Annotated in this window: 18 protein-coding genes; 17 read left to right on the plus strand and 1 reads right to left on the minus strand. The window is 60.7% G+C overall.

The annotated features are described in order from the left end of the window. Positions 1 to 58: 58 nt before the first annotated feature. Positions 59 to 1,315, minus strand: a complete 1,257-nt coding sequence (dinB, locus tag ACQRAJ_RS05275; protein ID WP_427747914.1) for a DNA polymerase IV — start codon at positions 1,313 to 1,315, stop codon at positions 59 to 61. Positions 1,316 to 1,516: 201 nt separating this feature from the next. On the opposite strand from dinB, the gene rpsP reads away from it, so the two are divergent. The 17 genes from rpsP to ACQRAJ_RS05360 all read left to right on the plus strand — a co-directional run bounded on the left by rpsP (position 1,517) and on the right by ACQRAJ_RS05360 (position 20,791). After that, positions 1,517 to 1,867, plus strand: a complete 351-nt coding sequence (gene rpsP / locus ACQRAJ_RS05280) for a 30S ribosomal protein S16 (protein ID WP_427717582.1) — start codon at positions 1,517 to 1,519, stop codon at positions 1,865 to 1,867. 42 nt (positions 1,868 to 1,909) lie between these two features. Further along, a complete protein-coding gene (locus tag ACQRAJ_RS05285) occupies positions 1,910 to 2,155 on the plus strand; it encodes a KH domain-containing protein (protein ID WP_154516529.1) in 246 nt (81 codons plus the stop codon). Between the two features lie 34 nt (positions 2,156 to 2,189). Continuing rightward, a complete protein-coding gene (gene rimM / locus ACQRAJ_RS05290) occupies positions 2,190 to 2,681 on the plus strand; it encodes a ribosome maturation factor RimM (protein ID WP_427717603.1) in 492 nt (163 codons plus the stop codon). 10 nt (positions 2,682 to 2,691) lie between these two features. Next, entirely contained in the window at positions 2,692 to 3,450 is a 759-nt protein-coding gene (gene trmD / locus ACQRAJ_RS05295; RefSeq protein WP_427747915.1) for a tRNA (guanosine(37)-N1)-methyltransferase TrmD, read from the plus strand. A gap of 2 nt (positions 3,451 to 3,452) precedes the next feature. Next, positions 3,453 to 4,016, plus strand: a complete 564-nt coding sequence (gene lepB / locus ACQRAJ_RS05300) for a signal peptidase I (RefSeq protein ID WP_427747916.1) — start codon at positions 3,453 to 3,455, stop codon at positions 4,014 to 4,016. 59 nt (positions 4,017 to 4,075) lie between these two features. After that, positions 4,076 to 4,987 carry a glycine--tRNA ligase subunit alpha gene (locus tag ACQRAJ_RS05305; RefSeq protein WP_006236091.1) on the plus strand — a complete coding sequence of 304 codons (912 nt, stop codon included), beginning with the start codon at positions 4,076 to 4,078 and terminating at the stop codon, positions 4,985 to 4,987. A 3-nt stretch (positions 4,988 to 4,990) separates the two neighbouring features. Continuing rightward, the gene (gene glyS, locus ACQRAJ_RS05310; RefSeq protein ID WP_427747917.1) at positions 4,991 to 7,087 is read left to right on the plus strand and encodes a glycine--tRNA ligase subunit beta; all 2,097 of its coding nucleotides are present in this window, start codon (positions 4,991 to 4,993) and stop codon (positions 7,085 to 7,087) included. Positions 7,088 to 7,121: 34 nt separating this feature from the next. Beyond that, positions 7,122 to 7,997: a pyruvate, water dikinase regulatory protein gene (locus ACQRAJ_RS05315; protein ID WP_154516238.1), complete on the plus strand. Its 876-nt coding sequence runs from the start codon at positions 7,122 to 7,124 to the stop codon at positions 7,995 to 7,997. A 341-nt stretch (positions 7,998 to 8,338) separates the two neighbouring features. After that, positions 8,339 to 11,089 (plus strand): pyruvate, phosphate dikinase, encoded by a 2,751-nt coding sequence (gene ppdK, locus ACQRAJ_RS05320; RefSeq protein WP_427747918.1) that lies wholly within the window; start codon positions 8,339 to 8,341, stop codon positions 11,087 to 11,089. 172 nt (positions 11,090 to 11,261) lie between these two features. Next, positions 11,262 to 14,021, plus strand: coding sequence for a hypothetical protein (locus ACQRAJ_RS05325; RefSeq protein WP_427747919.1), 2,760 nt, complete (start codon positions 11,262 to 11,264; stop codon positions 14,019 to 14,021). Between the two features lie 148 nt (positions 14,022 to 14,169). Next, complete coding sequence (gene rplS, locus ACQRAJ_RS05330) at positions 14,170 to 14,511, plus strand: 50S ribosomal protein L19 (protein ID WP_117583231.1); 342 nt, start codon at positions 14,170 to 14,172, stop codon at positions 14,509 to 14,511. A 93-nt stretch (positions 14,512 to 14,604) separates the two neighbouring features. Continuing rightward, complete coding sequence (locus tag ACQRAJ_RS05335) at positions 14,605 to 15,393, plus strand: ribonuclease HII (protein WP_427747920.1); 789 nt, start codon at positions 14,605 to 14,607, stop codon at positions 15,391 to 15,393. A 188-nt stretch (positions 15,394 to 15,581) separates the two neighbouring features. Further along, a complete protein-coding gene (locus ACQRAJ_RS05340) occupies positions 15,582 to 16,067 on the plus strand; it encodes a YraN family protein (protein WP_154516246.1) in 486 nt (161 codons plus the stop codon). Then, on the plus strand, positions 16,067 to 17,590 hold the full coding sequence (locus ACQRAJ_RS05345) for a YifB family Mg chelatase-like AAA ATPase (protein ID WP_427747921.1): 1,524 nt from the start codon (positions 16,067 to 16,069) through the stop codon (positions 17,588 to 17,590). The genes ACQRAJ_RS05340 and ACQRAJ_RS05345 overlap by 1 nt, the downstream gene beginning before the upstream one ends. After that, a complete protein-coding gene (locus tag ACQRAJ_RS05350) occupies positions 17,590 to 18,522 on the plus strand; it encodes a DNA-processing protein DprA (protein WP_427747922.1) in 933 nt (310 codons plus the stop codon). Before ACQRAJ_RS05345 ends, ACQRAJ_RS05350 begins: the two co-directional genes overlap by 1 nt. Before the next feature lie 14 nt (positions 18,523 to 18,536). Beyond that, complete coding sequence (trmFO, locus tag ACQRAJ_RS05355; protein WP_427717560.1) at positions 18,537 to 19,874, plus strand: methylenetetrahydrofolate--tRNA-(uracil(54)-C(5))-methyltransferase (FADH(2)-oxidizing) TrmFO; 1,338 nt, start codon at positions 18,537 to 18,539, stop codon at positions 19,872 to 19,874. An 8-nt stretch (positions 19,875 to 19,882) separates the two neighbouring features. Next, entirely contained in the window at positions 19,883 to 20,791 is a 909-nt protein-coding gene (locus tag ACQRAJ_RS05360; RefSeq protein WP_427747939.1) for a tyrosine recombinase, read from the plus strand. Positions 20,792 to 20,963 lie beyond the last annotated feature (172 nt).

The raw sequence follows: 20,963 nt of genomic DNA on the forward strand, positions 1-20,963 counted from the left end.
CCCCGCACTACCCTGACAATCTAAAGTAGCTAAAAAAGCCCCGTCCCAAATTGACTACTTAGTGGGAGGAGAAGCGTGATTGGCGGCCGAAGGATAGGGCGGTGTCGCCGAACTTGTCTCGGACTGCGTCGATGGCGACGGAGAGGTCACGGCGGTCGCTGGATTGGGCTCCGCGGTCGTCGACTTCGCAAAACAGGTCGGTCTGTATGCCGCCTTGATGATTGAAGTCACTCATGCCTATGCCGGCAAGGCGTACATGCATTCCTTCCTGCCAGATGTTGTCGAGCAACTCGATCGCTACCGCCACAAAGATGTTCTCGTCGTCGGTGGGATGGGGGAGTCGTCGCTGTGCCGAGCGACCGCTGCCGTACGAGTACTTAAGTTTGAGCGTCACCGTGGCGCCGGTAAGCCCCTGGCGGCGCAGGCGACGTCCGACGGATTCGCCCAATAGTGCAATCGCCGCTTCGATGTCCCCGCGCTCGGTCAAATCTTTCGCAAAGGTGCGCTCATTGCTTACCGACTTGACCTCACGCTCTTCATCGAGGCTCGTGACTTCGGAAACCTCGAGCCCCAACGCACGCTGGCGCATGCGCTCGCCGTTAACGCCAAAAATCGCAGACAGTGTGGATTCCGGTGCGCGCGACAGCTCGCCCAGCGTGTAAATCCGCATGCGGCGCAGCCGCTCCTCGGCCGAGCGCCCGATACCGCTCATGGCAGAAACAGGTAACGGTGCCAGAAAACGCTGCTCAGTTCCCGGGCGTACGACCGTAAGCCCAAACGGCTTGTCTCGCTCGCTTGCAATCTTGGCCACCGTTTTGTTGCAACCGACGCCGATGGAGCAGGTCACCCCCAGTGCCGCCACGCGATCGCTGATGCGTCGTACGACGAGCAGTGGGTCCTCGGGCGCAAAGCGGCCCGGCGTGATGTCGATAAAGGCCTCGTCAATGGACACGCGCTCAACGCGTGGTGTCTCGTCGGCAAGAATATTCATGACCTGTGCGCTGACCTCGTGGTAGCGGTCGAAATGCCCGTGTGTCCAAATGGCCTGCGGACAGAGGCGGCGCGCCTCGGCCGAGGGCATGGCGGAGTGCACGCCAAGGCGGCGTGCCTCGTATGAGCAGGTGGAGACGACGCCGCGCGATTCGGCGTCTCCGCCAACGATAAGCGGCTTGCCGCGCCACTCGGGATGATCGAGCATCTCCACGCTCGCAAAAAACGCATCGAGATCCATCAGACCCACCGCCGGACCCGTCCAGGGCGGCGGCGTGACGCCCGCAGTATCCTCATAACCGTATGTATGTTCGCATCTTTTCATGGCATGAGTATACCGCGCAGCTCATGTGGGGTGCGTGGATGTGCTTGCAAATCGCGAATTCTTGTCTAAGATATGGATTTGCCTTCGACTACACCGAAGAAGTTGGTCTCACGGACTTCACCTGCCCGCGTCGATGGCGTATTATATTCAACTGTTTGTTTGTAGTTGCAGCCTAAAGCTGCTTGGTTGGAGGAGTTTCCTTTGGCAGTCAAGATTCGCCTTGCTCGTCACGGCGCTAAGAAGCGTCCGTACTACCGTGTCGTCGTCGCCGATTCCCGCGCCCCGCGTGACGGTCGTATCATCGAGGAGGTTGGCCGCTACAATCCGATGACCGCCCCCAAGACCATCAACCTCGATCTCGAGAAGATTGCTGACTGGCAGTCCAAGGGCGCTCAGCTCACCGACGCTGTCGCCGCCCTGGTCAAGGCCGCCAACGAGGGCGAGAAGACCGAGACCGTCGTCAAGAAGTCCAAGAAGCAGCTCGCCAAAGAGGCCGAGGCCGCTAAGGCTGCCGCTGAGGCCGCTGAGGCCGCTGAGGGCGCCGAGGAGTAAATCGTGCCTGAGGTTGACGCTGCACAGCTCGAGGGTGAGGCAATGCTCTCAGATCGCATCGCCGATCTCGTCGAATATCTCGTTGTTCAGATCGTCGACGACCCGGATTCCGTGAGCCTGGAAGTTATCGATGGCGACGATGCCTCAACTATTGAGGTTTCGGTCGCCGAGGATGACGTAGCTAAGGTCATTGGCCGTCGCGGCCGTACCATCAAGGCCATTCGCACGCTCGCCCGTGCACTGGCCGCTCGCCTCGACACTTCCGTCGAGGTAGAGGTTCTGGGCTAGGACCTTGAGGTCCCAGTACAAAAACATCGCCCGTGTGGTTAAGCCGCATGGAAGGAAGGGGGAGGTCCTCGCGCAGCCGCTGCGGGGGCTTCCTTCTGTATTGGAGCCGGGTATGCGTGTCGCCCTGACGCCACCGGCGCTCAAGCGTGACCGCTTTTGCACGGTTACATCCGTTACCGATACGGGCGATGGCGATCTGGTTTCGTTTGAGGGCATTGACGACTTGACGGCCGCCGAGGGCATCACGGGTTGTTTCGTTCTGGCGAACCGTGATGACTTTGAGCTCGATTCACTTGATGCCGCCTATACCGACCTTATGGGTCGAGAGGTGGTTGACGAGCGCTTTGGGTCGCTCGGAACGATCGTTGAGATTATGTCGACGCCCGCCAACGACGTTTGGGTTGTCGAGGGTGATCGGTATGGCGAGGTGCTGATTCCCGTGATCGAGCAAGTTGTGCTCGATCTTCCCGATCGGGGAGCAATATCCGTCCACGTTATGGACGGCTTGATCGATATGGACAAGTAGGGAGGACAACATGCTGATCGAGACCCTTTCGGTCTTTCCCGAGATGTTTGAGCCCGTCATGTCCACATCGATTTTGGGCCGCGCCCGCAAGGCCGGCCTTTTTGATTTTAAGGCGTATAACCTGCGCGACTGGACGCACGATCGCCATCGTACCGTCGATGACGAGCCGTACGGCGGCGGTCAGGGCATGCTCATGAAGGTCGAGCCTATTGCCGAGGCAATCGAGGCCATTAGCTCTGAGGGTCCCAAGCCCACCGTGGTGTTCTTTACGCCCTGCGGTGAGCCTTTTACGCAGCATGTAGCCGAGCGCCTGCTCCAAAGCGAGCGCCTGCTGTTTGTGTGCAGCCGCTACGAGGGTGTCGATGAGCGCGCGTATGCCTATGCCGACGAGCGCCTGTCGATCGGCGACTATGTGCTCACGGGCGGCGAGCTGCCTGCTATGGTTGTTGCTGACGCCGTCGTGCGTCTGATTCCCGGCGCGCTTGGTGACGAGATGAGCAACGTTGACGAATCATTCTCGACCGCCGAGGACGGAGGCCTGCTCGAGTACGCGCAGTACACCCGCCCCGCCGAGTTTAACGGCGAGGGCGTGCCTCCCGTGCTTGTAAGTGGTGACCACGCCAAGGTTGACGCTTGGCGCCGCAAGAACGCCATCGAGCGCACCTGTCGCTGGCGTCCCGACTTAATTGAGACGGCGCGGCTTACGCCTAAGGAACGCGCGTATGCGCAGGAGATTTTGGACGCTTCGTATTCGCAGAGCGAGGAGTGAGAATGGTTCCGTCGCAGCATTCCATGCTAAAGGGCGCGTTTGAGTGGGTCGTGATCGTCGCAATCGCGCTCGTGGCCACCTTCTTGATTCGCACCTTTGTGGTCGAGCCCTTTGTGGTTCCCACCGGTTCCATGGAGCCCACGATTGAGATTGGCGACCAGATCCTGGCGCAAAAGGTGACGCTTGAGCTCGGCCAGCCTGTCAAACAGGGCGATATTGTGGTGTTCCACAACCCCGATGGCACCTCTGAGCATGATGTGCTCGTTAAGCGCGTTATCGCTACGGCCGGCCAGACGGTCAACCTGCAGGACGGCAAGGTGGTCGTTGACGGCCAAGCGCTCGACGAGGACTATACGACAGGCATGAGCTGGCCACTGTCGGTCCAGGCGCCTGGTGCTCAGGTGAGCTATCCCTACACCGTCCCTGATGGGTGCGTGTGGGTGATGGGCGACAACCGCGAGAACTCAGCCGACTCACGCTACTTTGGTCCGGTCGACCGTTCGGACCTGATCGCCGTGGCGCTCGTGCGTTACTGGCCGCTCAACCGTCTGGGCGCTATCGACTAAAAACCGCTATAGTACAGTACCTAACCGTGTAATCGTTTCGACGAGGGGATATTAGAGGCATGAACGCTTCATCGCTTTCCTTCCAAGACATCATCCTGCGCCTCCAGCAGTACTGGGGCGAGCAGGGCTGCGTCATTATGCAGCCCTATGACTCCGAGGTCGGTGCCGGTACCTTCCATACCGCGACCACGCTGCGCTCGCTCGGTCCTGCCGAGTGGCGCACCTGCTATGCGCAGCCCTGCCGCCGTCCCGCCGACGGCCGCTACGGCGAGAACCCCAACCGCATGCAGCACTACTATCAGTTCCAGGTGCTCATCAAGCCTTCTCCGGTCAACGCCCAGGAGCTTTACCTGGGGTCTCTTGCCGCCATTGGCCTGGACCCCAACGACCATGACGTTCGTTTTGTCGAGGACGACTGGGAGAGCCCGACGCTCGGCGCCTGGGGCCTTGGCTGGGAGGTCTGGCTCAACGGCATGGAGGTCACGCAGTTTACGTACTTCCAGCAGGTGGGCGGCATCGAGGTCGACCCCGTGCCCGTCGAGATCACCTACGGCCTGGAGCGCATCGCAATGTACGCCCAGGGCGTCAACTCCGTCTATGACCTGGTGTGGAGCTACCTGCCCGACGGCACGCCCATGACCTACGGTGACGTGTTCCTGGAGAACGAGCGCGAGTTTAGCGCCTACAATTTTGAGGTCGCTAACGTCGAGATGATGCGTCAGAAGTTTGACGACTACGAGGCCGAGTGCCACTCCTGTCTGGAGCGCAAGCTGCCGCTGCCCGCATACGACTGCGTCATGAAGTGCAGCCATGCCTTCAACCTGCTCGATGCCCGCGGCGCCCTGTCCGCAGTCGAGCGCGCCAACTACATCCTGCGCGTCCGCGCCGTCGCCAAGGCGTGCTGCGAGGCCTATATGGCCGAGGTCGCCGGAGTTAACGAGAATGCCGACCAGGAAGGCGAGGTGGCGTAAGCCATGGCAGACGCTAAGGATTTCCTGTTTGAGATCGGTACAGAGGAAATGCCCTCCGCACCGCTGAACAATGCCGTCAAGCAGCTTGGCGATATGATCGCCAAGGGCCTCGACGAGGCCGGCCTGGCCCATGGCGAGGTCCGCGTGATCTCGAGCCCGCGTCGTCTGGCTGCGCTCGTGACCAACGTCGCCACCGCGACCGATGAGGTCCACGAGGTCAAGCGCGGCCCTGCGGCAAACATTGCCTTCGATGCCGACGGCAACGCCACCAAGGCCGCCCAGGGCTTCGCCCGCAAGTGCGGTGTGGCTGCCGAGGACCTGATCCGTCGCGAGGACACCGACGGCCGCGAGTACGTATTCGCCGAGAAGAACATTCCCTCCGTGCCGGCTACCCCTATTCTGACGGCCCTGTGCGAGAAGACCATTGCCGGCCTGCAGTGGCCCAACTACCGCAGCCAGCGCTGGGGCCACGAGCACGCTACGTTTGTGCGTCCGGTCCGTTGGATCTGCTGCCTTTTGGGCGAGGACGTTGTGCCCGTGACGTTTGCCGATGTGACGAGCGGCAACACCACGCGCGGACATCGCGTGCTGGGCGCCGGTGACCATGTTGTCGCCAGCCCCGCCGTCTACGAGCAGGTGCTCGAGGACGCCGGCGTGCTCTCTGCCGAGCGTCGTCGTGAGGCCATCCTTGCCGGTATTGCCGAGGTCGAGGCCGCTCGCCCTGGCTGCCATGTCGACACGCCCAAGAAGGTTTTCGAGGAGGTCATTAACCTCTGCGAGTGGCCGACGGTGCTCGTCGGTACCTTCGACGAGGAGTTCCTCAAGGTCCCGCACGAGATCATCTGCGAGTCCATGCTCACCAACCAGCGCTACTTCCCGATCTATGACGGCGAGGGCAAGCTCACGCGTGAGTTCGTGGTCGTCTCCAACAGCAAGCCCGAGAATGCCGATCGTGTGATCGACGGCAACGAGCGCGTCGTGCGCGCCCGTCTGGACGATGCCAAGTTCTTCTACGAGGAGGACCTGAAGATCTCCCTCGACGAGTTCCGTGAGCGTCTGGCCAAGGTTGCCTTCCAGGAGAAGCTCGGCAGCGTGCTCGCCAAGTCCGAGCGCATTGAGCAGCTCGCGCTCGCTATTGCCCGCGAGGCCCATCTGGGCGCCCACCTCGCTGCCGATGCCGCTCGTGCCGCGCACCTGTGCAAGGCCGACCTGGTTTCCAACGCCGTCGTCGAGTTTACGAGCCAGCAGGGCGTGATGGGTGGCTATTACGCGACTGCGATGGGGGAGAACGACGAGGTCGCCCACGCCATTCGCGATCACTATCGTCCCCGCTTTGCCGGCGATGAGCTGCCCGAGGGCACCGCTGGCTGCATCGTGGCCTGTGCCGACAAGCTCGATACCATTGCCGGTATCTTTGCCATCGGTGAGCCCCCGACCGGCTCTTCCGACCCCTACGCGCTGCGTCGCGCCGCTATCGGCATTATCAACATCCTGCGCGATCGTCTGCCGATCGACCCCACGACGCTCATCGACTTTGCCCTTGAGCTCTATAGCGAGCAGGGCATCGAGTTCGACGCCGCCGAGGTCGCCCAGCAGGTCCGTGACTTCTTCCACGGCCGTCTGGTGAGCATGGCCCGCGACGAGAAGATTCCGGCGGATACCGTCGCCGCCGTCTCCGCGGTGCACATCATCGCTCCGTCCGTCTTCTTCGCCCGCTGCGCCGCGCTCGACGAGGCTCGTAAGAACGATGCCGAGACCTTCGACAACCTGGCTACTGCCTATGCCCGCGCCGCGCACATCTCCAAGCCCAAGCTGGGTATGGAGTACGATCGCAGCCTGATGGGTGAGGCCGAGCTCGCGCTTGCCGATGCCTCCGAGGCTGCTCAGACCGCTGTCGATGGCGCCCTTGCTGCCGAGGATTACCCGGCCGCATTTGCCGCCCTTGCCGCCCTGCGTGCCCCCATCGACCGCTTCTTCGACGAGGTTATGGTCATGGACAAGGACGAGCAGCTCCGCGATAATCGCCTTAAGCTGCTCAACCGCTTCGAGGCCGTTTTCTCTGGCATCGCCAACATCGGTGAGCTTGCCCGCAAAAAGTAAGCCAGCCTGCGCATAAGCGCAAAAGGAGCCCCGCATGGATTGCCCGGTCACCGCACGTCCCACCGTTATCGTTATCTCCGACTCGCTCGGTGATACCGCTTGTGAGGTGGTGCTTGCGGCGTCCGGGCAATTTGATGAAGGGGCTTTTCGTCTCTTGCGCTTGCCCAAAGTGAACTCTGTGGAGCAGGTCAAGTCGTTTGTGGGCCCGCGCGTCGATGCGGACCATCGTGATATCGCCGTGTTCCACACTATCGTCGATCCGGCGCTTCGCGCCCGCGTGCTCGATTACCTGGGTATGCTGCATATTCGCTCTGTCGACCTGATTGGTCCGACCCTTGCCGTGCTGTCGTCGCTCATCGGTGTTCCGCCCAAGGGCGTTGCGGGCGTTATTCACAAAACGGATGACCGCTATTTCCACCGCATTGAGGCTATGGAGTATTTTGTTGAGCACGATGACGGGCGCGGTTGCGACGACCTTTCGGGGGCCGATATCGTGCTGCTGGGCGTGTCGCGTACGTCCAAAACGCCGCTGTCGATGTATTTGGCCTATCAGGGTTACAAGGTCGCAAACGTTCCGCTGGCGCACGGCATGGAGCCGCCGAAGTCGATTTACGAGGTCGACCCGATGCGCCTGTTCGGCCTGATTTCGACCGTTGACGTAATTTCTGAGATTCGCGACAGCCGCTTGGGCGATGACTACGCTCGCGCCGTCGCCGGCTCCTATGCCGAGCCCGAGAGTGTGCGCAGCGAGCTTGAGGAAGCCCGTGCCCTCATGAAGCGCCTAGGCTGCTTTGTGGTGCGTACCGACGGTAAGGCGATTGAGGAGAGTGCATCCGAGATCATCGGTCATTTGGAGGAAATCCAAGAAGCTCGAGCCCGTCGTGCCGCTCGCCGAGCCCAACAAAAGTAGCTAATTTGGGACGGGGCTTTTTTAGCTACCCCGGCTGAGGCCGCGAGCTTTTTGGCCGATTGCCGACGGGGTAGCTAAAAAAGCCCCGTCCCAAATTAGCCACTTATGGTAAAGCGATTTAGCAAAGTTCTTTCAGTTGACCTGCAAGTCTCCTACACTGGTATCTTCATAAGGTAACCACCTTTATCTACCGTTTACCGTCAGTTTTACCACGTTTACCAAACCTCGCACCCTCTACGCAAGCACTTCCAATACCCGCCGTATAGTACCCTCACGGCTCGCATCCGGCGGGTCGATTCGTTACCACGGTCGTGCGCGACAGCGCATGGAAGGGGAGTATCGTGAGCGATTGCAAGAGGGTTTACCGTTTTGGAACCGACGCCCAGGGCACCTGTGTCACTGAGGGCGACAAGTCCATGAACTTCGTGCTTGGCGGCAAGGGTGCAAATCTTGCCGAGATGAGCCGCATCGGCCTGCCGGTTCCCGGTGGCTTTACCATTACCTGCCAAACCTGTGTCGAGTACTCTGGTGCCGGCAACGTGTGGCCCGAAGGCGCACTCGATGAGATTGTTGCCGCCGAGGCCGATCTCGAGGCCCGCTGCGGCAAGAAGCTTGGTGACGCATCCGACCCGCTGCTCGTGTCGGTTCGCTCGGGTGCTCCGTTCTCCATGCCCGGCATGATGGACACGGTCCTCAACTTGGGCCTTAACGACGACTCCGTTCTGGGCCTCATTGCCCAGACGCAAAACCCGCGTTTTGCCTGGGATAGCTACCGCCGCTTTATCCAGATGTTCTCCAACGTCGTTATGGGTGTCGATGCCGACTTGTTTGAGAACGCCCTGACCCAGGCTCGCTTGGTCGCCGGCGTTCGCGTCGATTCCGAGCTTTCGGCCGAGGACCTGCAGGAGCTCGTCGAGACCTTCAAGGGCATCTTCTCCGAGAACGTCGAGGCTGCCCTGTATCCCGAGCTCGAGGTTGTCGACGGCAAGCCCGTCTTCCCGCGCGATCCGGAGCTCCAGCTGCGCCTTGCCATCCAGGCCGTCTTTGGCAGCTGGATGAACGAGCGCGCCTGCATCTACCGCAAACAACATGGCATTTCCGACGAGCTCGGTACCGCCGTCAACGTTCAGGCCATGGCTTTTGGCAACAAAGGCGAGACCTCTGCGACCGGCGTCGCCTTTACGCGCAATCCGGCCGATGGCACCAAGGAGTTCTACGGTGACTTTTTGGTTAACGCCCAGGGTGAGGACGTCGTCGCCGGCATCCGCAACACTGAGCCCATCGCCGACCTCAAGACCACCCCGGGCCTCGAGTCCGCTGGTGAGGAGCTCGAGCGCGTTTTCCTGACGCTCGAGGATCATTACCGCGATATGTGCGATATCGAATTCACCATCGAGCAGGGTAAACTTTGGATGCTTCAGACCCGCGTGGGCAAGCGCACCGCTACCGCCGCGCTGCGCATCGCTATCGAGATGGTCGAGGAGGGCCTCATCACCCGCGAGGAGGCCGTGAGTCGCATCGATCCCGCGCAGCTCGACCAGCTTCTGCATCCGCAGTTCGACTCCTCCAAGAAGTACGAGGCCCTGGCCTGCGGCCTTAACGCCAGCCCCGGCGCCGCCGTGGGCGAGGTCGTGTTCTCGAGCGACGATGCCGTCGCGCGCGCCAACGAGGGCCACAAGGTCATTCTGGTTCGCTGGGAGACCAACCCCGATGACTTGAAGGGCATGGTCGCTGCCGAGGGCATCCTTACCAGCCACGGCGGCAAGACGAGCCATGCCGCCGTTATCGCCCGCGGTATGGGTACGCCCTGTGTCTGCGGCGTTGAGCGCTTCCATATTGACGCCGCCGAGAAGGTCGTGCGCATCGAGGGCAGCGATCGTGTGCTGCACGAGGGCGACATCATCTCCATCGACGGCACCCAGGGTATCGTCGTCGATGGCGCCGTCGATCTGGTCTCCGCCGAGCTCACCGGCGACCTGGACACCATTCTGTCCTGGGCAGACGAGATTCGCCTGGACGAGACCGACGGTCACGCCAACCACGTGCGCGTCAACGCCGACAACCCCGAGGATGCCGCGCTCGCACTCGAGTTTGGCGCCGAGGCCATCGGCCTGTGCCGCACCGAGCACATGTTCCTGGGCGACCGCAAGAACATCATCCAGAGTTTTATCCTGTCCGACGACGAGGCCGTGAAGCAGCAGGCCCTGGCCGACCTGCTCAAGGTTCAGACCGAGGACTTTCTGGCGATGTTTAAGACCATGTCCGGTCGCGATGTGGTCGTTCGCCTGCTCGATCCGCCGCTGCATGAGTTCCTGGATAATCCTCGCGAGCTCGAGGTCGCCATCACCAAGAAGGAAGCCGCCGGCGCCAGCGAGGAAGAGCTTGCCACCCTGCGTGCCCGCCTGCGTCGAATCGACGGCATGGTTGAGTCCAACCCGATGCTCGGCTTGCGCGGTGTGCGCCTGTCCGTTGTCTTTGGCGATCTGCCGCTCATGCAGGTTCGCGCCGTCGCCACGGCTGCCGCCCGCCTTATCAAGGAGGGCGTCGACCCGCGCCCCGAGATTATGGTCCCGCTCGTTTCCATCACAGCCGAGCATGTCCAGACCCGCGAGGTCATCGAGCGCGTGATCGCCGAGGTATCCGCCGAGGAGGGCGTCGAGCTCAATATTCCCGTGGGCACGATGCTCGAGCTGCCGCGCGCCTGCATGGTCGCCGACGAGATCGCCCACCATGCCGACTTCTTCTGCTTTGGCACCAACGACCTCACCCAGACAACCTTCGGCTTCTCGCGCGACGACGCCGAGGCCAAGTTCATCCCGCTGTATATGCACAAGAAGATCCTGAAGGATAATCCCTTCGAGACCATCGACGCGGCGGTGCTCGAGCTGGTGCGTATGGCCGTCGAGAAGGGTCGCGCCGCCAACCCCGATATGCACTTTGGCGTGTGCGGCGAGCACGGTGGCGACCCCAAGTCCATCAAGGGCCTGTTCAACGTGGCCGATGTGGACTACGTGTCCTGCTCGCCCTATCGCGTACCCCTCGCACGACTGGCTGCCGCCCAGGCCAAGCTCGAGGCCAAGCGTTCCGCTTAACTGAGTCGCGTTCCGTTTGCGCCTCTTACGCCCCCCTTCGCGCCGCCGCACCCCCTGTGGACGCGGCGGCGTTTTATATTGATTCTATTGGTTCAATACATTGGCAACTGACGGGAGGACTGCGATGAAAAACCTCACCAGGTATTTGCAACGAGCGCGTCGGGGAGCACAGATGACCCTGTGCTGGGTGGTCGTTGCGGTCACGGCGCTTTGCGGGATGCCGACGGCCGGTTTTGCCCTTCAGGATGAATCGCGCGACAAGCTTTATGGCGACGTGGTCAACCCGCTCACCATTACGGTCAATGATCGCGACTGCACGTTTGTAGATATCGATGACGGCAAGCTCGAGGGCCGTACCTCGATGTACGACAACGTCTCGTTCTATACGGCCGCCGTCAAAAAGGTGTTGCCCAACTGGGCATCGCTTGCCTATAACATCCTTGGCTATGGTGGAGGCGACGACTCCGGGGACTTTTTGTACTGGGACCACGCCGGCAAGGGCTTTGAGAAGGACTTCGGTAAGGGTCACTACATCTATCTGTATGATGCGCTTTCGGGCGGCAACGGTGAGCATTCCGACGGCGCCGACAAATCGAAACAGAGTGGTCTGACATCGGCAAAAAGCCTCAAAGCTGTCTACGATCGCTTGACCGACGATATCGCCGGCTGTATCGGTCACAAGCTGACGGGCTCCGATTTCCGTGAAAACGTGCCGCTCGACGGACTGTCGAAAGACACGACTGAGCAGGACGTCATCTATGCCACCATTGCTTGTGTCGACAAGCTCGGCGGCACCTATCAGTATGATTTCAATGGCTTTGGCATCGCGTTCTATAACTTTAGAGTTCAGCAGCTCAACAGCATGAACAAGCTTAACTGCGCGCCCGAGGACGCGCCGGGCTATTCCTTTGTCGATTCTAAGACTGAGCAGGAGCTCGTTACCTCGGCACTTAACGTCGGCTATGAGGACGCCTCGCAGAGCATCACGCTCGCCCGCGGTACCGAGGAGACGGTCGGCACGAGCACTTCTGAATCCTCATCGTATTCCAAAGGCGGCTCGTGGGGCGCATCGGTGAGCCTCAAGGAGTCGCTGGGCGTGCCCGCAACAGCGAGCGAGGAGATCGAGACTTCGTTTTCGGCCGAAACCACGATGTCCCAGTTGTGGGAGGCGAGCAAGACCGAGGAACAGTCGATCACCACAACGGACAATCAGTCGGTCACCGTCGATATGACGATCCCTGCGCACACGCAGGTCAATAGCAAGCAGACGAGTTCTACCACGACGCTGTCCGAGGACTATGACCAGCCGGTGGGCGTGACGTTCGACGTGATTATCTTTAACATGAACGGCGAGTGCTACGACGACAACGCCGCCGTGCAGGAGTTCCATACCGCCGGTTATGACCAGCGCTCGTTCTACACCACCTTTGGCGATCAGTCGACCGACGCCGTGCAGAACCTGTTCCTGCGCTCAATCGCCCATCGTGGCGACGACGGCTACGATACCACCGCCGGAAACGTTACGAGCTGGTCGCATCGCACCAACAACCACATGGTGCGCGCCATCGATTGGAATTCTGTCCTGGCCGATCGCGAGGTGCCTTCGCGCAACGGCGGCGCCCCGCGCACGTGCAATGTGCTCAACGACATGGCAGCCACCTACCCCATGTCCATTACGGGTTCCAATCTGTCGTTTGAGTCGGTGACGGTCGATACGCAGTTGGGTACGCCGCAGCCCATTAAGCCCATTTCCAAGATTCTCGTATCGCTGCAGACCGATAAGACCCGAAGGCTTACGGTGGGAGACGAAGACCCCATCTCTTCCTATCGCGTGCGTGCAAGGGACGAGGACGATGTTGACTATTACGGCTTTGTGAAGTCGTCGGGCGACTGGCGCGTGGTCGATAAAAACGGCAAGAAATGCAAGTCCGACGTCATCGAGATCCAGACCGATCCTGTCACCCACGAGCAAGTCGTGGTGGGTAAAAAGGCCGGCACCGCCTACGTAAAGTACTTTATCCCCGAGGACACCTATGTGGACGTTAACGGGCATGTTTCGACCAATGACGAGATCGACGCCGCGGCCTACAAATATAAGGTAAGCGACGTGGCGCCCGAGTCGTTTAACGGCAGCATCAAACTCGAGGGCTCGGCACAGACCGTCGTCGGAGTCGAGGAGAATCTCAACGGCATCGACGGCCTAACGGCTACGGTCTATGACACGACGGGCAAGGAAGTCGATAGGGTCTGCAGCTGGGAGGCCCAGGAGCTCGAGAGCAAGGGCATTTCGGTCGCGACGGACGGCACGATGACCATCTCGCAACCGGGCACCTTCCATGTTCGCGCCTTTATTGACGGCGTGTATTCCGATTGGGCCGAGGTCATCGCCGCACCCGCACCGGTCGACCCGATGACGACCGTGGTCGAGACACCGGTGAGCGTTACGTCCGTTTCTTCGGGGGATTCTTCGGCAACGACGGATAGCGCGGCTCCTGCCCAGGGAGAGCAGGCGGCTTCCGATGCGAACGCGGCCGAGCCTGCTCCGGCGAGCGACGATGCCGCTGCAGTGACTGACGACACCGCGCCCGCTGCCGCAAAAGATGCCTCGCCGATTCCTACGGGCCTCGTTACCGTTTTGACCGATATCTGCCGCTACGGCATCGATCACGGCCTCATCGGCACATCAAACAAGGAAGAGATGACCAAGCAGGACTTCGACATCTTAGGCATCCTGTACCTGATGGCAGACAGCCAGGATCTGGTGCCCCAAGCCGCCGAGGATGCGATGAATGAATGGGCTCATGACAACTATAATGACGAAGAGCTTGCCACCTGGAAGCAGCATGCGCTTTCGGTGCTGCTCGAATACGGTTATATCGCGCCCGGAACGACCGTGACGACGCCGACGACTGATGCTGTGGACGGCGCATAAGTGCAGAAAGAGTGCGTGTTTTTGTCTTTTTGCGCACGGGCAAAATAGTTCTTGCAGCCAAGGTCGTGGCGTGTATACTCGAATACGTTTGTTCAACTACGTGCCGGCCAAGGTGGTACGGCACCTCTAGAAGAGTAAGGAATTGCACATGGATTACATCCGCGCAATCGAGCGTCAGCAGATCCGCGAGGACATTCCTCAGGTTCGCGTCGCCGACAACGTCAAGGTTCACTACCGCATTAAGGAAGGCGACCGCGAGCGTATCCAGGTTTTCCAGGGTGACGTTATCCGCATGGCCGGCGCCGGTGCCCGTGAGACCTTCACCGTCCGCAAGATTTCCTTCGGTGTCGGTGTTGAGCGTACCTTCCCGCTTCACAGCCCCAAGATCGCCAAGCTCGAGGTCGTCCGTCATGGTCGCGTCCGTCGCGCCAAGCTGTACTACCTCCGCGACAAGGTGGGCAAGGCTGCTCGCATCCCCGAGAAGCGCTAAGAAGATCGCAGCGTCGGTCCACTCGTTTGGACACAAGGGTCACCTTCGGGTGGCCCTTCTTTTTATCTGATTTCCATGCAAGGAGGGCCTGGTATGGCCAATATGACGAGCTCGATTTCGGCATCGCAGGTTGCCGGCGAGCTGGCGAGTGCCACGTTCGAGGAGATTCCCGCCCTCGTGGAGCACTATCGCGAGGATCCGCGCCAGCAGGTGATCAAGGCTTGCGAACGCGCACTTAAGCGCCATGCCAAGGAACTTTCCGAGCGCGAGCGCGTCAACGGCATGTACGAGCTTATGCATGAGCTCGGCGGCGATGGCGTGGTCGTTGGTGTTGACGAGGTGGGGCGCGGCTCTGTCGCCGGCCCGTTGACGGTCTGCGCTGTCTGCCTTCCCATGGAGCCGCGCGTTTGGGGCATTAACGATTCCAAAAAGCTCACGCCTGCCCGTCGTGAGCTGCTCTCGGTGCAGATTGCCGAGGTGGCTACGGCCATTGGTTTTTGCCATATCGCGCCTGCGGACATCGATGAGATGGGCATGGCCCGCGCCATCCGCGCTGCCGTCGCGGGTGCGGTGGCCGATACGGGGCTCGAGCCCGATTGCGTGCTTATGGACGGCAACCCTTTGGGCGCCGTCCCCAACGAGCGCGATGTGGTCAAGGGAGATGCCAAAATCGCCTGCATCGCCGCTGCTTCCATTATGGCCAAGGTCGCGCGTGACGAGATGATGGTCGAGTACGATGCCGAGTATCCCGAATATCATCTTGCTGAGTCAAAGGGCTATGCGAGCCCCGAGCACATTGAGGCTATTCGTAAACATGGCCTTTCTCCGTTGCATCGTGTGAGCTTCTGCGGAAATTTTTTGCAGACGGAGCGTCTTTTTTAAGGCAAATATGGAGACAGGGACTTCTGGGATTTTATAAACCAGCTGGTGGGGACCGCATGCAACGCAATTGTTGCATGCGGTCCCTTTTTTGTTTGTTTTTTGTTGGACTTTGGTTTTCTTTTGGTACTTACCCGCAAGAAAGGCGGCCCCATGATCGGGTCAATATCGTGCGCGGGAAAGGAGACCCCATGTGCGCCGCAAGTGCAAAGAGCAAGACGCAACAGCTCAAAGAGCTTTGGGAGAGCGGGGAGATTGATTGCGCGTCGATTACGCCTGGGTTCATTAAGGGCCTCAGTCCTCGAGAACTGGGCATGCTGGGCGAGCTTATTGCAATCGATTACTTTCGTGAGCGCGGTTATGCCCTCTTGGAACAGGGCTACCGGTGTCCCGAGGGCGAGGCCGATCTGGTACTGCTTGATGAACTTGATGATGTCGTGGTGATGGCTGAGATCAAGACAAGGCGCGTCGCCCTAGATTGCAACACGCGGGTCTTTCCCGAGGAGGCGGTGGACGCCCAAAAGCAGCGTCGCTACCGCCGTATCGCGAGTTGTTACCTTATGGATCACTATCCCCTTAAGGCGATTCGCTTCGACGCGGTGGGCGTTACTATCCGCGGCGGTCATATTGCGGAGATTGAGCATCAATACAACGCATTCGATTGGCAGGTATCGTGATGGCGTTTGACACCTTTGCCGTCCACGCTGCATGTATTCGTGGCGTCGAGGCGATTCCCGTCACGGTCGAGGTCTCGCTTGCCGGCGGTATTCCGGGTATCCAAATGCTTGGCATTCCAAGTATGGAGGTGATGGAGTCGCGTGGCCGCATACGCTGCGCAATGCGCTCGGCGGGATTTGAGATTCCACGAGCGGGCATTACCGTCAACTTGGCTCCGGGCGACATCCGTAAAACGGGCAGTGGTTTTGACCTGCCGATTGCCATCGCGGTACTGGCGGCCGATGGGCAGATTCCCCGCGACCATCTAGACCATTGCCTTATTGCCGGTGAGCTCGGGCTGGATGGTAGCGTGCTGCCCGTAAAAGGCGAGGTTGCGTTTCAGTTGTTGGCGCGTGATATGGGTCTGTCCTTTATCGCAGGAAGGTCGGATCAACATGTACCGCTTGCCGGTGTGGACTGTGGCTTTATCGACCATCTGTCTCAGCTCGCCCGCGGTATGGGCCAGGTGGCTCGGCATTATCTGGATTCCGAGGGTGTCGAGGCGTCGTTTGAACCAGAACTTGATTATGCCGATGTGCTGGGGCAGGAGGTTGCCAAGCGCGGCATTGCGCTCGCGGCGGCGGGGGAGCTCGGCCTGCTTATGATTGGCTCGCCGGGTTCGGGCAAGACCATGCTTGCACGCCGCATGACGGGCATCTTGCCCGAGCTTTCTCTCGAGGATCAGCAAGAGGCGCTGTGCATCCATTCCGTCTTGGGCGAGAACATCGATGGTTTGCTGGCGGGACACCGGCCGTTCCGTAGCCCCCACCACAGCATTTCGACTGCGGGCCTTATTGGCGGCGGTCGGCCGGTGCACCCGGGCGAGATTAGCCTAGCGCACGGCGGCGTGCTCTTTTTAGACGAGCTTGCCGAGTTTCCCAACAGCGTGCTGCAGACGCTTCGCCAGCCCATCGAGCGCGGCTACGTCAAGATCGTACGCGTCGATGGGACTTTCACGTTTCCCTCGCGGTTCCAGCTGCTTGCCGCGAGCAATCCCTGTCCCTGCGGCTTTTTGGGCGATCGCGAGGTACCGTGCCGCTGCTCGGCTTCGATGGTTGAGCGCTATCGGTCTAAGCTACGTGGTCCCTTGGCCGATCGTATTGACCTTATGATTGACGTGACCCGACCCGACCCGCAGGTAATTATCGAGGGCGCCGAGGGTATGTCGTCAGCTGAACTACGTGACTATGTTGTGCGGGGTCGGGCATTTCGCGCCTGGCGCGAGTCCCGTATGGACGATGCAGATGCCGAGGCCGAGGACGATGAGTCACGTTCCATCGACGGCGTCGTTTCGACCTTTGCGCTCGATGGGGCAGCGGAAAAGTGCGTGCTCGGCCTGTCGAGGCGCACACATCTCACAGGGCGCGGCATCGTGCGCTTGGTGCGTATCGCGCGCACGATTGCCGATGTCGCCGAAAGTGAGCGGGTAACCCAAGACCACGTGCTCGAGGCGGCGATGTACCAGGGGAGGAGGGACCAGTAATGCCCGAGGAGACTTTTGAGCTGCATCCCGGTGATGCGTTGTATCCAGCTACCGTTTTGGAGCTCTCCGATGTACCCCAGACGCTTTATGTGCGTGGCGATCCCGCCGCACTGTCGACGCCCGCGCTCTCCATCATCGGCGCTCGCAAGGCCTCGCCGTACGGCCTTGCCGTGGCAGAGCTGGCCGCGAAAGTTGCGGTCGAGGCGGGGGTGACGGTGGTCTCGGGCGGTGCGGTCGGCTGCGACCAGGCCTCGGGTTGGGCCGCGGTCAACGCTGGTGGCAGGCACGTCGTGGTGTTGGGTACGGGCGCCGACGTGGTTTACCCGCGTTCGAGTGCAGGGCTCATCGCGCGCACGATCGATACGGGCGGCGCGGTCGTGTCCATCTCGCCTTGGGGTATGGGGCCACGCAAGTTTGCCTTTCCGCGGCGTAACCGGGTGATTGCCGCGCTTTCGCAGGCGCTGTTCGTGTCGGAGGCCGGCATGCCCTCGGGCACGTTCTCGACAGCGGAGGCCGCCATGGACCTGGGGCGCGAACTGCTCGCGGTACCGGGCTCCATTTTGTCACCAGAGTCGCGTGGGACCAACTACCTCATCGCCAACGGGGCATGCTGCATTGTTGACGAGGAGTCTATTGAGATGGCCATCTCGCGAATATACGGCACCCTGCGCTATTCGCGTCCCGATGCGCCCGGTATCGCCGATCTGGACCCCACGCAGCAGGCCGTGATGCACGCGCTCATTGCCTCGCCGCTTAAGGTCGATGACATTGCCGCGCTCGTCTCCCTCGATGCCGTCGGCGTGCTCAAACTCCTGGGCTCACTCGAGCTCGAGGGACTCATCGAGCGCATGATGGATGGAAGGTATGCGCCCTCAAAGTTTGCGCTTCACGCTCAGACGCCCTTCGGTCACAATGGAAAGCGTGTCAATTAGAAAGGTGTTTGCAGATGCTGTTTGATCAAGTGACGGTTATCGGTGGCGGTCTGGCGGGATCGGAATGCGCGATTCAGCTGGCAGATCGCGGGTTTGCCGTAAAGCTGTGCGAGATGCGGCCGCTGGTGACCTCTCCTGCCCACCATACCGATCACTTGGCGGAGCTCGTCTGCTCCAATTCGTTTAAGTCGACCCGACCCGATTCCGCCGCCGGCCTGTTGAAGGCCGAACTCGAGCGTATGGGTTCGGTGCTGCTCGACTGCGCTCATCGCGCTGCCGTTCCCGCTGGTGGCGCCTTGGCGGTCGACCGTGTTAAATTCTCCGAGCTCGTCGAGGCCGAGGTTGCCGCCCGTCCCAATATCGAGGTCGTTCACGGCGAGGTCACCCAGATTCCCGAGGGCCATGTGGTTATCGCCGCGGGTCCCTTGTGCTCGCCGGCGTTGAGCGGGGAGGTCATGAAGCTCGTCGGTGGTGATTCCCTGGCGTTTTTTGACGCCGCGGCCCCGATTGTCGATGCCTCGACGCTCGATATGGATGTGCTGTTCTCGCAGTCGCGCTACGAGGAGCAGGGGAGTGGCGACTATCTCAATGCCCCGCTCAACAAGGAGGAGTACGAGGCCTTTATCGAGGCGCTTACCACGGCCGATCGCGTGGTGCTCAAGGACTTTGAGGGCGGGGACCTCTTCCAGGCCTGTCAGCCAGCCGAGGAGGTTGCGCGCACGGGCAAGGATGCCATCCGCTTTGGCGCTATGAAGCCCGTCGGGCTCACCGACCCGCGCACCGGTCGCCGTCCCTGGGCGGCGATTCAGCTGCGCGCCGAGAACAAGGAGAAGACCGCCTATAACCTGGTTGGTTTTCAGACCAACCTGACCTTCGGCGAGCAGAAGCGCGTTTTTCATATGGTTCCCGGTCTGGAGAATGCCGAGTTCTTCCGCTATGGCGTCATGCATCGCAATACCTTTGTCGATGCTCCCCATGTGCTCGATGGGACCTTCGCCGTACCCGGCACGGGCGTGCGCCTTGCCGGACAGATTACCGGTACGGAGGGTTACATGGAAGCGGTCGCGACGGGTCTCCTCGCTGCGCTCAATACCTATGCCGAGGCTATCGAGGTTGCTCCTGTCGAGCTGCCGCGCGTGGGCGCTCTCGGCGCGCTCGTGGGCTATGCGACCGATCCTGCTACGGTCGGATATCAGCCCATGCATGTTAATTTTGGCCTGGTGCCTCCCCTCGAGGACGGTAAACGCCGCAGCAAACGTGAGCGCTATCAGGCCTATGCGGATCGCGCCCTTAAGGCCCTGGATTCCTATCTGGAATCGCGCTCCGACCTGTTTGGGGGCGACCGGCCATAGCCTTTGACCTGTACGGTGCCGTCGACTCGTTCATAGCCTATATTGCACGCGTCGAGGGGCTTTCTTCTAACACTGTTATTGCTTACGGCTCTCGTCTGGAGCGTTTTGCCGCTTGGTGCGAGCGTGGGGATATCGATGCACGCACGGCGGACGTGCGTACCGTTCGCATGTATCTGGCGGAGCTGTCGCGCGAGCAGCTGGCGCCCAGGACGATTGCGGCGCACCTGTCTGCCATTCGTTCGTTCTATCGATGGATGGCTGCCGAGGGTCTTATCGATGGAGACGCTGTCTCTGCGATTGCCTCGCCCAAGCTTCCACGCGATTTGCCCGGAGTGCTGACCACCCAGCAGGTTAAGGCACTGCTTGCAGCGCCAGACGTTTCAACGCCTGCGGGACTGCGCGATGCGGCGATGCTCGAATTGCTCTATGCATCTGGGGCTCGCATCTCTGAGCTTGCGGCACTCAATGTTGAGTCCATTGCTTGGTCCGAGCGAACGCTGCGGCTTTGGGGTAAGGGGAGCAAGGAGCGTATCGTGCCCCTGTATCGGCGTGCTCTCGATGTGACCCGCCGCTATATTGAGGAAGGAAGACCGTTGCTTCTTGCTCAGGCAAAGCGTGGCGACGGTACGAACGGTGTGCATCCGCTGTTTATCTCGGCACGCGGCAACCGTATGAGCGCCGCCATGCTTAGGCGACGGTTTCATATGTTGGCGACGCTTGCGGGTATCCCTTCCGATATCGCCCCGCATGCGATGCGCCATACTTTTGCGACCGATTTGCTCGAGGGCGGAGCGGACTTGCGCTCTGTCCAGGAGTTGCTGGGGCATGCAAGCTTGTCCACCACGCAGATTTATACGCATCTCACGCCCGATCGGCTCAAACGCGCCGTTACCCAAGCTCTTCCGCGCGGCGAATAAGGCAGGAGATGGGTTCTATCCAATCGATCGCGCGTCCGTGTGTGTGGTTTTGATTTCGGGTTGGCAGAAAGATGTAATCCTGCTATCATTCATCGGGTTGCTTCACGGCAACAGGTTTTTATCACGCACGCGCGGCTACTTCATACCGTGGTGCCCGGGCTTTGGTAGCACA

It is taken from the genome of Collinsella sp. SGI.184 (genome assembly GCF_050313415.1).
In the GTDB taxonomy this organism is placed as follows: Bacteria; Actinomycetota; Coriobacteriia; order Coriobacteriales; family Coriobacteriaceae; genus Collinsella.